12 protein-coding genes are annotated in these 12,211 nt (G+C 62.3%); 10 read left to right on the forward strand and 2 right to left on the reverse strand.

Translation table 11 applies throughout. The features are described 5' to 3' along the window. Positions 1–163 precede the first annotated feature (163 nt). A complete protein-coding gene (locus tag F3H95_RS07295) occupies positions 164–1,747 on the reverse strand; it encodes a trimethylamine methyltransferase family protein (RefSeq protein WP_149745412.1) in 1,584 nt (527 codons plus the stop codon). Between the two features lie 232 nt (positions 1,748–1,979). Here F3H95_RS07295 and F3H95_RS07300 point away from each other — a divergent pair, with 232 nt between their 5' ends. After that, complete coding sequence (locus F3H95_RS07300) at positions 1,980–5,642, forward strand: response regulator (protein WP_244617911.1); 3,663 nt, start codon at positions 1,980–1,982, stop codon at positions 5,640–5,642. Here F3H95_RS07300 and mnmD read toward each other — a convergent pair. Continuing rightward, entirely contained in the window at positions 5,631–6,371 is a 741-nt protein-coding gene (gene mnmD / locus F3H95_RS07305) for a tRNA (5-methylaminomethyl-2-thiouridine)(34)-methyltransferase MnmD (protein ID WP_149745414.1), read from the reverse strand. The genes F3H95_RS07300 and mnmD overlap by 12 nt on opposite strands. On the opposite strand from mnmD, the gene F3H95_RS07310 reads away from it, so the two are divergent. The 9 genes from F3H95_RS07310 to uraH all read left to right on the forward strand — a co-directional run bounded on the left by F3H95_RS07310 (position 6,371) and on the right by uraH (position 12,211). Next, positions 6,371–7,600 carry an FAD-binding oxidoreductase gene (locus tag F3H95_RS07310; protein WP_280177829.1) on the forward strand — a complete coding sequence of 410 codons (1,230 nt, stop codon included), beginning with the start codon at positions 6,371–6,373 and terminating at the stop codon, positions 7,598–7,600. The two genes, mnmD and F3H95_RS07310, sit on opposite strands and share 1 nt — an antisense overlap. Before the next feature lie 92 nt (positions 7,601–7,692). Next, a complete protein-coding gene (locus F3H95_RS07315; protein ID WP_149745415.1) occupies positions 7,693–8,400 on the forward strand; it encodes a DUF1045 domain-containing protein in 708 nt (235 codons plus the stop codon). Positions 8,401–8,488: 88 nt separating this feature from the next. Further along, complete coding sequence (gene puuE, locus F3H95_RS07320) at positions 8,489–9,412, forward strand: allantoinase PuuE (protein WP_149745416.1); 924 nt, start codon at positions 8,489–8,491, stop codon at positions 9,410–9,412. A 16-nt stretch (positions 9,413–9,428) separates the two neighbouring features. Then, positions 9,429–10,109 carry a hypothetical protein gene (locus F3H95_RS07325; RefSeq protein ID WP_188134319.1) on the forward strand — a complete coding sequence of 227 codons (681 nt, stop codon included), beginning with the start codon at positions 9,429–9,431 and terminating at the stop codon, positions 10,107–10,109. Positions 10,110–10,119: 10 nt separating this feature from the next. Beyond that, positions 10,120–10,617, forward strand: a complete 498-nt coding sequence (uraD, locus tag F3H95_RS07330) for a 2-oxo-4-hydroxy-4-carboxy-5-ureidoimidazoline decarboxylase (RefSeq protein WP_149745417.1) — start codon at positions 10,120–10,122, stop codon at positions 10,615–10,617. A gap of 65 nt (positions 10,618–10,682) precedes the next feature. Continuing rightward, a complete protein-coding gene (locus F3H95_RS07335) occupies positions 10,683–10,973 on the forward strand; it encodes a nucleotidyltransferase family protein (RefSeq protein ID WP_143124431.1) in 291 nt (96 codons plus the stop codon). Further along, positions 10,970–11,338 (forward strand): HepT-like ribonuclease domain-containing protein, encoded by a 369-nt coding sequence (locus F3H95_RS07340; RefSeq protein WP_149745418.1) that lies wholly within the window; start codon positions 10,970–10,972, stop codon positions 11,336–11,338. The genes F3H95_RS07335 and F3H95_RS07340 overlap by 4 nt, the downstream gene beginning before the upstream one ends. 6 nt (positions 11,339–11,344) lie before the next feature. Further along, entirely contained in the window at positions 11,345–11,851 is a 507-nt protein-coding gene (locus F3H95_RS07345) for an ureidoglycolate lyase (protein WP_149745419.1), read from the forward strand. A 3-nt stretch (positions 11,852–11,854) separates the two neighbouring features. Further along, positions 11,855–12,211, forward strand: coding sequence for a hydroxyisourate hydrolase (gene uraH, locus F3H95_RS07350; RefSeq protein WP_149745420.1), 357 nt, complete (start codon positions 11,855–11,857; stop codon positions 12,209–12,211).

The raw sequence follows: 12,211 nt of genomic DNA on the forward strand, positions 1-12,211 counted from the left end.
CGTGTTGCGGCATCCAATGTCCTTTCGCGGGCCGACCACAGAATTTGGCGAGGATCGAACGAGCATGAGGCCAAAACAGGGCGGCACTTTCAGATTATGGATCTGTTCCTTGTCTTGTGGATGACGTATGAAATCGGTGATTTCAAAGCATGTTGAAGAACACTCAAAAATCGGTCGGCACACCACCTTCCTGTTTGCGACGGGCAACGAAGGTGGACAGTTCTTCCTCTATGGCGGGGTCGATGGGCGGGCGTTCGTAGCTTGCGAGCTTTTCCTTGAAGATGCGGTTGGCGTGGTCGTAGGTGGTGGGGCGGCCGGCTTCGGTCCAGGTTTCGAAATTCCGCCAGTCGGACAGGATCGGCGCGTAGAAGGCGCTTTCGTAGCGGGCGAGCGTGTGGCCCGTGCCGAAGTAGTGGCCGCCGGGACCGACCTCGCGGATGGCGTCGAGCGCCAGTGCATCGGGGCTGACATCGAGCGGGGTCAGAAATTCCGCCACCATCTGCAGCATGTCGACGTCGAGGATGAATTTCTCGAAGGAGGCGGTCAGTCCGCCCTCTGTCCAGCCGGCGGCATGCAGCACGAAATTGCCGCCGCCTTGCGTCAGCGCCCAGAGCGACATCATGGATTCGTAGGCGGCCTGCGCATCCAGCGTGTTGGCGGCATTGGTGTTTGAGGTGCGGTAGGGAATGCCGTAGCGGCGCGCCAGCTGCCCGCCGGCCATCACCGCCTTCATGTATTCCGGCGTACCGAAGGCGGGCGCCCCTGTCTTCATGTCGACATTCGAGGTGAAGCCGCCATACATCACCGGCGCGCCGCGCCGCACCATCTGGGAAAAGGCAATCCCGCACAGCGCTTCCGCATTCTGCTGCACGAGCGCGCCCGCCACCGTGACCGGCGCCATGGCGCCGGCCAGCGTAAACGGCGTCATGATCACCACCTGGTTGCGCGAGGACATCTCGATGATGCCTTGCAGCATGGGGCCATCGAGGCGCAGTGGCGAGGAGGAGTTGATCACGGTAAACAGGGAGGGCTCCGCCTCCAGCTGCTCGGCCGAAATGCCGCGGCCGATGCGCACGATCTCCAGCGCGTCGAGATTGCGCTGCCGCCCCAGCGAATAGCAGTGAAACACCTTGTCGGTCAGCAGCACAAGATCGGCGAGACAGTCGAGGTGGCGGATCGAGGCATGGATATCGACGGGTTCCACCGGATAGCCGCCGGTGCAGTGGACGATATCATAGCATTGGGCAAGCTTGACGAGCTTGCGGTAATCCTCCTGGTTGCCGGCTCGCCGACCGCCCTCCCGATCGGCCACGAAGGGGGCAGAGGCGATCTGGGCAAAGACCAGATTGTTGCCACCGATCGCCAGATTCCGCTCCGGATTGCGCGCGTGCAGCGTGAATTGCGAGGGCACGGAGGCGATCATGTCGAGGATCAGCCCGCGGTCGAAGCGTACCCGGTCCGATCCCTCCTTCACGTCGGCACCGGCGGCCTTCATCCGCGCGCGGGCCTCCGGCAGCATGATGTCCATGCCGACCTCTTCCAGTACGGTGAGGGAGGCATCATGGATATGCTCCAGCGCCTCGGCATCCAGCACCTCGGTGCGGGCGAGCCGGTTGACTAGCCGGCGATAGCGGTCGCCGCCGGCTGGCTTGCGGGTCCGCTCGCCGCCGCGGCCGCCGCTGCGCCTCCGTCGTTCGGTGCCGGTGCTTTCGATCTCTGTGGCGGCCTCTGTCGTGATCTGGCTCATTTCTGTCCTCCCGGCGCCATCGGAAGTGTCTCAAAGGTTGATTTTCCCCGCTACACCCAAATGCGACGCGCAAACGCCTTTTCTGGAACAATGCCCGTGGCGGGCCGAGGTGAGGCGTTCCGTGCTTGCCGCAAGGACTTGTTAACCATAGCCATGGTGACATGCTTTTTGATGCGGCATCATACGAATCATGCGTGGTCCAATGCGCGATAGGGATCTGCCGGGGGATCTGTTGAGCAGCGATAGGGAACTTCTGCAGCGCGCCTGCGACAGGATAAACGATCTCGACGTTCCGGCTTTCATCAAGGATGGCAGCCTGCGGTATGTCGCGGTCAATGATGCCTATGCGCGCCGCTGCGGTGTCGGGCGGGAGGCCTTTGCCGGTCGCACGGCAGCAGACATGGCGCTTTCACTCGAAGACGACGCCAGCCTGGACAAGCAGCGTCGCTCGCTGGTGTTCGGCAGCGACGAGACGTCTCCCTGCCGCGACGAGACAGGTGTCTTGCGCCATGACATGCGCGTTGAGCGCTTCGTGACTGACGACGACCGGGCCTATCTGTTCGCCGTGTTCGAGCCGGTCGCCTGGCAGCAGGAAGCCATCCCGACCGAAGCCGGCAGCGACAGCCCCAGGGAAGAGGATGCGGCCGGCGGTCTGGCGCGCGGCCAGGTCAGCCTGCAGATGCTGGGCACGGCGCTCGATCTTCTCGATGCCGGGATCGGCATTTTCAGCGAAAGCGATGCACTGCTCTACTACAACGCCCAGCTTGATCAGTATTTTCAAAGCCTCGGCGCGCCGCTGCGCGTCCAGATGCCGTTGCGCGAACTCGTGGAGCAGGTCTATCGCTTCCAGCTACAGGACATGCCGGAAACCGAGGAGATCCTCCGCCAGCGCGAGGAATGGATCGCGGAACGCATGGAGACCCTGCACGCCCGTCACTGGCAGGCCATGGAGCCGCTGGCAGACGGCCGCTGGATGCGCAGCGTCAACCGTCGGCTGGACAATGGGTGGCTGATCGTTCTCAGACTGGATGTGACGGAATACAAGGTCCAGGAAATGCGACTGGCCCGCAAGATCGAGGAATCGGAGATCTTTCGCGCAGCCTTCGAGGACCTGCCTGTGGCCGTCTTCCTGCGTGACAGCCAGCGCCGGCTGATCTACGCCAACGGCGCCTATGAGGCCATGGTGGGCGAAAGCCGCAGCAAGATCATGGGCCGGACGGAAGACATGATGTTCCCGGCGGCTGCCGAGCGTTTTCGCGAGGAGAACGAGCGACTTCTCGCCGAGGGCGGTGCGACGGAGAAGGCCGAGGATGTGCCTCTGGCGGATGGCCGCAGCATGGCTGCCATCACCCGTCTTGCGCGTATTTCCTCGCCCGCGGGCGAGCCTTACATCGTCGGCTCCATCACCGATGTGACCATGGTCCGCCGTGCCCAGCAGGAGGCGGAGCGTCTGCACCGCGAAGTGCAGGCCATCCTGGATTCGCTGACAGTCGGCGTGGTGATCCTCGATGATGCACGTCGCTTCGAATATGCCAACCGCACCTTTCGCCAGTTGTTCTGTGGCGAGCACGCGGATGCCGACCCTGAGGCCGGTGACAAGCGCGATTATAGCGCCTTTGTCCGCGCCATCTTCGAAATGGGCAGCGCTGATCCCGATGAGGCGCAGGGTGTGCTCGCACAACATATGCAGGCGCTCGATGCCGAGGGCGAGATGGCGCCGGTCGAGGTCCAGACGAACGACCAGCGGACCATCCTGATGGCCCGCCAGCATCTGGCGGACGCCAAGATGTTGCTGAGCTTCGTCGACATCACCACGGTGAAGAAGCGCGAGAAGGAAGTGCAGGAGGCGCGCGAGGCCCTCGAGCGGCACGGCGCCATTATGCACGATGCGACGAGTGTCATGTCGCAGGGCCTGCTGATCCTGCGTGAGGGAAGGATCGTCTTCTGCAACGAGGCGCTGTCGAGGATCCTGCAGGTGCCGCCGGGTCTTGTGCAGGCCGGCAAGCCCTGGCGGGCCGTGTTTGCCTATTGCGCCGCGCGCGGCGATTTCGGCTCGCCCGAACAGGCGGAGGAAACTTTCCATTACTGGCAAAGGATGGAAACCGAGGGCAAGGGCTTCTCGGCATCTCTGTGCATTGAGGATACCTCTTTCATCGACGCGGAAATGAACCTCAGCGCCAATGGCAACTGGCTGGCCGTGTTCGATGACGTGACGGACGTGCGCATGCGCGAGCGGGAATTGCAGCGCCTGCTCGGCCGTGCCGAAGCGGCGGACCGCGCCAAGTCCGAATTCCTGGCGAATATGAGCCACGAGATCCGCACCCCCATGAACGGCGTGCTCGGCATGGCGGAACTGCTGGCAAAATCCAATCTCGATACCCGCCAGAAGACGTTCACGGATATCATCGTGAAATCCGGCAATGCACTGCTCACCATCATTAACGACATCCTGGATTTCTCCAAGATCGATGCCGGCCAGATGACGTTGCGCCGTGCGGTCTTCGATCCCGTGGAGGCGGTCGAGGATGTGGCGACGCTCCTGTCGTCGTCCGCGTCGGAAAAGGATATTGAACTCCTGGTGCGAGGCGCCTCGACCCATCACACGGTGATCGGCGATCCCGGTCGCTTCCGCCAGATTGTCACCAATCTCGTCGGCAATGCGGTGAAGTTCACCGAGCGCGGCCATGTGCTGATCGATGTGACCTCGGAGCCCGCCGGCGATGAAGGCGTCACGCTGACGATCCGCATCGAGGACACCGGCCTCGGCATTCCCGACGACAAGCTGAAGACGATTTTCGAGAAGTTTTCGCAGGTCGACACGTCGTCCACCCGCCGCTACGAGGGTACGGGGCTTGGCCTTGCGATCACGGCCGGGCTGGTCGATCTGTTCGGCGGCAGGATTGCCGTCGAAAGCCGTCTGGGCCAGGGCTCCGTCTTCACGGTGACGCTTCCCTTTGCCATGGCGAGTGCGCGCGCTGTCCGCGAGGCGCCGGTGGCGAACATTCGCGGCGCGCGCGTGGTGGTGATCGATGACAATTCCGTCAACCGCCGGATCCTCACCGAACAGCTTGCCATGTGGGATTTCGACTGTGTCGCAGTCGAGAGTGGCGAGGAAGGCCTGCGCCTGCTGCGGGCTGCTGCGGCGATGGGCGTCGAGGTCGATGCGCTGATCCTTGATTATCAGATGCCGGAGATGAGCGGCCTTGAGGTGGCGGCTGCCATGCGTAACGATCCGGCACTGACGCAGATTGCCATCATCTTCCTCACCTCGATGGATACTGCGAGCAGCGAGCAGGCCTTCGAGCAGTTGCAGATCGAGGCGCATCTGATGAAGCCGGCGCGTTCGAACCTGCTGCGCTCCACCATCGGTGACGTGATCCGCGCCAGTCGCCAGAAGCGCCGGCGTGGCGAGAGAGCGCCCGCCAGGATGGTGGAGGGACCGGTGGCGCGGCCGCCGGTCGACGTTCCGGCAGTGGCCGACCTGCCGTCCGGCCCGCTCGATGTGCTGGTGGCGGAGGACAACGAGGTCAACCAGATCGTCTTTACCCAGATCCTGCAGGCGACGGGCCTCAGGTTCCACATCGTGCCGAACGGCGAGGAAGCCGTGGCTGCCTGGCGCAACCAGCGGCCCTCGCTGATCCTGATGGATGTCTCGATGCCTGTCATGAACGGCCATCAGGCAACGCGACGCATTCGCGAAATCGAGGCGCAAGAGGGCGGACATGTGCCGATCGTCGGCGTGACGGCCCATGCGCTCGACAGCGACCGCGATCTTTGCCTTGCCGCCGGCATGGACGATTATCTGTCGAAGCCGATCAGCCCGGAAATCCTGGAGGCCAAGATCCGGCAGTGGCGCGTGGCGAATGCAAGAACCGGCGAGGCGTCACGCCCCTGAGGTTACGCCCTTGCGGCCAAACAGCATTTCCCGCTTGCCGGCAAAACCCGGCCGGCGGTTGACGGCAAAGCCAGCCGCCTGGAGATTGCGGCGCACGAAGCCGGCTGCGGCATAGGTGGCGAAGCTGCCGCCGTCTGCCGTATGGTCGAAGACGGCCTGCATCAGCGACAGCGACCACATGTCCGGATTTTTCGAAGGGGCAAAGCCATCGAGAAACCAGGCATCGGCCTGATGTTCCCAGGCTGGCACGTCCTGCTCGGCACGGCCGCAGACCACGGTCAGCGTAACATCGTCTGACAGCGACAGCGTGATCCGGCCCTCCCGCCTGTCCGGCCAATGGGCTGCGAGCGCCTGTCGTTCCCGGTCGATCTCCGGCCACCGGGACAGCGCGCGGTCGATCTCGGCTGCCGCCATCGGAAAAAGCTCGAAGGAGGTCATATGCAGGTGTCCGGCGCGATCCGGGTGCGCGGCGCGCCACAGGCGCCATTGCCGCCATGTCTCGCAGAAATTCAGCCCCGTGCCGAAGCCGAGTTCGCCGATGCGGAACATGCCGCCCGCGCCCCAGCGCTCCGGCAGGCCGTTGCCGTCAAGGAACACGTAACCGCATTCGAGACGGCCATCGGTCTGGCAATAAAAATGGTCGCCAAACTGGCTCGAGTAAGGCATATCGCCCTCGCGCCATTCGAGCGGGCTTGGCGCATGGTCAACGGAAACGTCAGGATCTGCCATTGGTATCTGTCATCGGCCAGCTTGGTTCATCCGCAGGCGATAGTGCTCAGCGCGTCTCCGGTCAATCCGCCTCGCTTCCCGCCCATGTCGATTTGCTGATCGTCGGCGGCGGCATCATGGGCCTTTGGGCGGCGGTGAAGGCGGAACGGCAGGGCATCCGCACGCTGCTGCTCGATGCCCTGCGTCCGGCGTCTGGCGCCAGCGGCGGCCTGCTCGGCGCGCTGATGCCGCATATGCCCGACCGCTTCGGCGAGAAGAAGAAATTCCAGTTCGATGCGCTGATCGCGCTGGAGGACGAGGTGAAGAGGCTGGAGGCCGAAACCGGCCTGTCCTGCGGCTATCGCCGTTGCGGGCGCATCATTCCTCTGCCGAAACCGCATCTGCGCCCGATTGCCGCACGCCACGGGCTGGATGCTGCCGAACACTGGCGGGCTGGCGAACGACAGTTTGCCTGGACCCTGCTCGATGCATCGCCAGATGCCGCCTGGATCCACCCGCAGACTGGTCCGTCCGGCTTCGTGCACGATACGCTCGCAGCCCGCGTGTCGCCGCGTGCGCTCACCGCTGCGCTGCTCGCCTCGATCGAATCCAGCCGCCACGTGCAGCGGATCAATGGCCGAAGGGTGCTATCGCTGGAGGCGCAGGCCGCCGTGCTTGAAACCGGCGAACGCATCGGCTTCGGTCATGCCATCATCGCGGCAGGTACCGGCTCCTTCCCGCTGCTGGAACAGTTGGGCGGTGCCTGCGGGGAAGCGCTGGTCCGCCCGCTCGGCAGTGCCGTCAAGGGGCAGGCCGCCTTGCTCAAGGCCGATGTCGATCCCGCCCGTCCCGTGATCTTTCTCAACGGGCTTTACGTGGTCGCCCATGAGGGGGGGCATGTGGCGATCGGAAGCACCAGCGAGGACCAGTTCGAGGATGGTTTTTCCACCGACGGCCAGCTGGATGCGTTGATCGCGCGGGCGCGGGACATGTCACCGGATCTTCAGAATGCAGAGGTTGTCGAACGCTGGGCCGGGTTACGGCCGAAGGCGGTCGACCGAGATCCTATGGTCGGCCCGCACCCTGACCACGCCCAAGTGATTGCTTTGACTGGCGGCTTCAAGGTGAGCTTCGGTCTGGCCCATCGGCTGGCCGATGTCGCGCTTGCCGGCGTAAGCGGACAGCCCGCAGATATTCCCTCGTCATTTGCCCTGTCGCACCATCTTCAAGTTGCAGGAATGCGAGCGTAACCCCCATCCCGCGTCGTCAATCTGTCACGCAAATCACCTAGATGCTTGCCGCAAGAAGCTGTGCGGGGGCAAAGGCGAGAGAAAGGTGACGGATGCGCTACGCCATCAACTATACCCCATCGGCGGGTGATCCGCTGACGCTTGCCGCCGCCCAGTGGCTCGGCCGCAACCCCTTTTCCGGCGAGGCCATGGAGCCGCCGGCAACCCGCGACCTTGGCCTGCACGAAATTGCCTTCAACACCGCGGTGCCGCGCCGCTATGGTTTTCATGGCACGCTGAAGCCGCCGTTCCGGCTGGCCGATGGTATTGCCGAATCGCTTTTGCTGCGCAATCTCATGCATTTTGCCGGCCAGCACGAGCGCGTGCGACTGCCGCAGCTGGAGGTGGTGCGTCTCGGCAACCGGTTCGCGCTGGGGCCGTGCGAGCATTCCGAGGCGCTGCATCTGTTGGCCGGCGCCGTCGTGCAGCATTTCGATGCGTTTCGCGCGCCGTTGACGGAAGCGGAGCTGGAGCGCGCCGATCCCGGCCATCTTTCGGCTGCGCAGTTCGCCAATCTCTACCGCTTCGGCCATCCGCATGTGATGGACGAATTCCGTTTCCACATGACGCTGACCGGTCCGCTCGGCCCGCAGGAGATTGGCCGCTTCGAAAAGGTGCTGCGCCGCCATTTCGAACCGTTCCTGGAGCGGCCGCTGGAGATTGCCAACCTCGCGCTCTTCGTGGAAAACGAGCCGGGTGCTCCCTTCCTCGTGCATTCGCTGCATCCGCTCGGCAGCGTCATGTCGCGCAAGATCGCCTGAACCGATCCTGTTTGCACCGCAACGGAACGTCTCGACATTTGCGGCGTGAGTGCTACCGTCAGGACCTTGTTTCAGAAGGTGATTTTCGATGGTGGCAGACAATTATCCCCGCGATCTCGTCGGTTATGGCCGCAATATTCCCGATCCGAAGTGGCCGGGCGGCGCGCATGTGGCCGTGCAATTCGTCATCAATTACGAGGAAGGCGGCGAAAGCTGCATTCTGGATGGCGACCCGGCCTCGGAAAACCTGCTGTCGGAAATCGTCGGTGCCGCCGCCTGGCCCGGCCAGCGCAACCTCAACATGGAAAGCATCTATGAATATGGTTCGCGCGCCGGCTTCTGGCGCCTGCACCGGCTCTTCACAGGCCTCAACGTTCCCTGCACCGTCTACGGTGTGACACTTGCCATGCTGCGCAATCCGGAGGCGGTGGCCGCCATGAACGAGGCCGGCTGGGAGATCGCCAGCCACGGCTATCGCTGGCACGAATACAAGGACTATCCGGAGGAACTGGAGCGCCAGCATATTCTCGATGCCGTGCGCCTGCACACGGAGGTGGCCGGCGAGCGCCCCTACGGCATGTATCAGGGCAAGCCCTCGATCAACACGCTGCGGCTGGTGCAGGAAGAGGGCGGTTTCCTCTATTCCTCCGATGCCTATGCGGACGATCTGCCCTACTGGGTGAAGGGCGTCGACGGCAAGCCGTTCCTCATCATTCCCTATACCCTGGAAGCCAATGACATGCGTTTTGCAACGCCCCAGGGTTTCAATGCGGGCGACCAGTTCTATACTTACCTGAAGGACACGTTCGATACGCTCTACCAGGAAGGCCGGGAGGGCGCGCCGAAGATGATGTCCGTCGGCCTGCACTGCCGCCTTGTCGGGCGTCCGGGCCGTATCGCCGCGCTGAAGCGCTTCATGGAATATGTGCTTGGCCACGAAAAGGTGTGGATCCCGAAACGCATCGAGATCGCCCGTCACTGGCACGCGCATCACAAGCCGGATGTCATCTGAAGTACGCGGATTAGCTATGCACGCGATATTTGATGAAATTCCTTACAGGATCTTGGAAAACGCCAAATGTGCGATTGCTCAGGCGAATATGCATGCAATTTTCCTTGATCCTGGAAATGAACATTGGGGAAACGTGTCGGTTCTCAATGCAGCGCAAGCAGGCGAACTGGTCATGAAAGCGGCCATAGCTAACGTGCATCCGCTACTTATTTTCCAGAACGTGTTTGATCTGGATGATGCAAATAGCGAAGACTTGGATATAGAGCGGATCATTCAGAGGGCTAAAACCCATGAATTTCATAATTTACCCAAGGTAATGTGGGCAGTTCTTAAAGATCGGTTGCCAGATCTGAACAGCTTCAATGAAATGCGTAAAATGAGAAATGCTGTTCAGCATTTTTATCACCCTGGTGGATTTGCAAATTATGGGGAAGCGGCGCGGCGTCTAAGCTTGGATTTCTTGTATAAAAATGTCGATCCAATTTTAAAGAAATACTTTGATTTGAGCGCGATAGAATTTCATGAGGACAGCGAGGGGTATTTCTACATAGTGCAAGCTCTCCTGAGGCATGAAATAATTTTTTCGATCCCAGATGATTTTGATATGTCTCGAGAAGAGATCGAGGACGCCGTCATTGACGCTTCGGAAAAGTACCGCACATGGGTCGAACATGCGATCCTATCGAAGCTGGATTGAGGATCTTGAGATGAACCGAATTGACTTTATCAACCGCTTCGGCGGCGTCTTCGAACACTCGCCCTTCATCGCCGAGCGCGCCTATGACGATGACCTCGTGCGTGGCGAGAACCTGACGGTGGACCGCGTGCATGCGGCCCTCGTCGCCGTCTTCCGGGTGGCATCTGAGGAGGAGCGGCTTGGCGTGCTGCGCGCCCATCCGGATCTCGCCGGACGCCTCGCCATTGCCGGCGAACTGACGGACGACAGCCGCAAGGAGCAGGCGGGCGCCGGGCTCGACCGGCTGAGCCCCGAGGAACACGCCCGCTTCACCGAACTGAACACCAGCTACACGCAGAAATTCGGCTTTCCCTTCATCATTGCCGTGAAGGGGCTGACCAGGGAGGATATTCTCGCGGCCTTCGAGAAGCGCATCCACAACAGCCGCACCCAGGAGTTTGCCACGGCCTGCGGACAGGTGGAGCGGATTGCGCTGCTGCGGCTGGAAAGCATGCTGCCGTCTGCGTGAGGATCGATTATGATCACGGGCGGTGCCGTGCGGACGCGCGCGGCCCGGATCGACAGGAGAGTGCCATGCGGCCATCGGACGTGCTGGATGAACATCGCGAGGCGATCCGCGCCCTTGTGGCGCAACATCGTCTTGCCAACCCGCGCATCTTCGGTTCCGTGGCGCGGGCGGAGGACCGCGAAGACAGCGATCTCGACATTCTCGTCGATACGCTGGACGAGACCACGCTCCTGGATCTCGGCGGTTTGCAGCATGATCTGGAGCATTTGCTGCATCTGCGCGTGGATATTGCCACCAGCAAGGGGCTGAGGCCGACCGTGAGAGACCGCATTCTGGCCGAGGCAATCGCTCTATGAGCCGCGATCTGGAACGTCTTCTGGATTCTCTTGATCAAATGAGGGAACTGGCCTTGGAGGTCGACGGCTTCCTGGAGGGGATAACGGCCGACAGGTTTCGGCGCGACCGCCTGACGCAGCGAGCCGTCGGCATGAACCTCGTTCTTCTCGGGGAGACGGTCTCCGAGATTCTGAAACGCTTTCCCGACTTTGCGGCCGATCATCCGGACATCGCATGGCGCGAACTCCTTGACCTTCGCCACCACATCGTGGCGGAGTTTGCGACGATCGATCCCGGGGCGCTCTGGACGGCTGCCACCCGAACGATCCCCCAACTCCTCTCCCAACTCAGCATGCTGCGCCAGATCCGCGCCCAAGGTGAATGATCCCATATGCCCAAAATCCTTCCCCTCCGCCCGTTGCGGCAAGAAACCTTCGCGCCCTTCGGTCATGTGATCGAAGCCGATCCGGCGCGCATGAGGCTGATCAATGGCGGCAATACCGAGCGCTTTCACGCGCTGGCCGAAGCCGAGGCAGCGGGCGAGGGTGCCCGCGTGATCCTCAACATCTTTCGCGGCCAGCCCCGCGCCTTTCCTTACCAATTGACGATGATGGAGCGGCACCCCTTCGGCAGCCAGAGCTTTTCGCCGCTGAACGGCAGGCCTTATCTGGTGGTTGTCTCCGAGGATGACGGTGGCCGGCCGGCGGAGCCGCAGGTCTTTCTGGCCGCGGGCAATCAGGGCGTGAACTATCGCCGCAATGTCTGGCACCATCCGCTGATGACACTCGACGCACCCTCCGATTTTCTGGTTGTCGATCGCGACGGGCCGGGCAACAATCTGGAGGAATTCTTCTTTGACGATCCTTTCCTCATCAGTGCACCCCTCATCAGCGAGTAGGCCATGACCGGATTGACCACCCATGTTCTCGACACCGCCCTCGGCAAACCCGCCGAGGGACTTGTGATCGATCTCTATCACCTGGAGGGGGAAGGCCGGTCGCATCTGAAGACGGTCACCACCAATGCCGATGGTCGTGTCGACGGCGGGCCGATCCTGATCGGCGAGAGCTTTCGCAAGGGGATCTACGAACTGGTCTTCCATGCCGGCGATTACCTGCGCCGCACCGGTGCGGCCCTGGCGGAGCCGGCCTTTCTCGACGTGATCCCCATCCGCTTCGGCATTGCCGACGAGAGCGGCCACTACCACGTGCCGCTGCTGATCTCTCCCTACGGCTATTCCACCTATCGCGGGAGCTGA

Source organism: Rhizobium sp. RU35A (assembly GCF_900156005.1).
In the GTDB taxonomy this organism is placed as follows: Bacteria; Pseudomonadota; Alphaproteobacteria; order Rhizobiales; family Rhizobiaceae; genus Neorhizobium; species Neorhizobium straminoryzae.

Excerpts from the sequence above, each read along its gene's own strand:
- F3H95_RS07295 (WP_149745412.1), bottom strand. The coding sequence starts at position 1,747 with ATGAGCCAGATCACGACAGAGGCCGCCACAGAGATCGAAAGCACCGGC.
- mnmD (WP_149745414.1), bottom strand. The coding sequence starts at position 6,371 with ATGGCAGATCCTGACGTTTCCGTTGACCATGCGCCAAGCCCGCTCGAA.
- F3H95_RS07315 (WP_149745415.1), top strand. The coding sequence starts at position 7,693 with ATGCGCTACGCCATCAACTATACCCCATCGGCGGGTGATCCGCTGACG.
- puuE (WP_149745416.1), top strand. The coding sequence starts at position 8,489 with ATGGTGGCAGACAATTATCCCCGCGATCTCGTCGGTTATGGCCGCAAT.
- F3H95_RS07325 (WP_188134319.1), top strand. The coding sequence starts at position 9,429 with ATGCACGCGATATTTGATGAAATTCCTTACAGGATCTTGGAAAACGCC.
- uraD (WP_149745417.1), top strand. The coding sequence starts at position 10,120 with ATGAACCGAATTGACTTTATCAACCGCTTCGGCGGCGTCTTCGAACAC.
- F3H95_RS07335 (WP_143124431.1), top strand. The coding sequence starts at position 10,683 with ATGCGGCCATCGGACGTGCTGGATGAACATCGCGAGGCGATCCGCGCC.
- F3H95_RS07340 (WP_149745418.1), top strand. The coding sequence starts at position 10,970 with ATGAGCCGCGATCTGGAACGTCTTCTGGATTCTCTTGATCAAATGAGG.
- F3H95_RS07345 (WP_149745419.1), top strand. The coding sequence starts at position 11,345 with ATGCCCAAAATCCTTCCCCTCCGCCCGTTGCGGCAAGAAACCTTCGCG.
- uraH (WP_149745420.1), top strand. The coding sequence starts at position 11,855 with ATGACCGGATTGACCACCCATGTTCTCGACACCGCCCTCGGCAAACCC.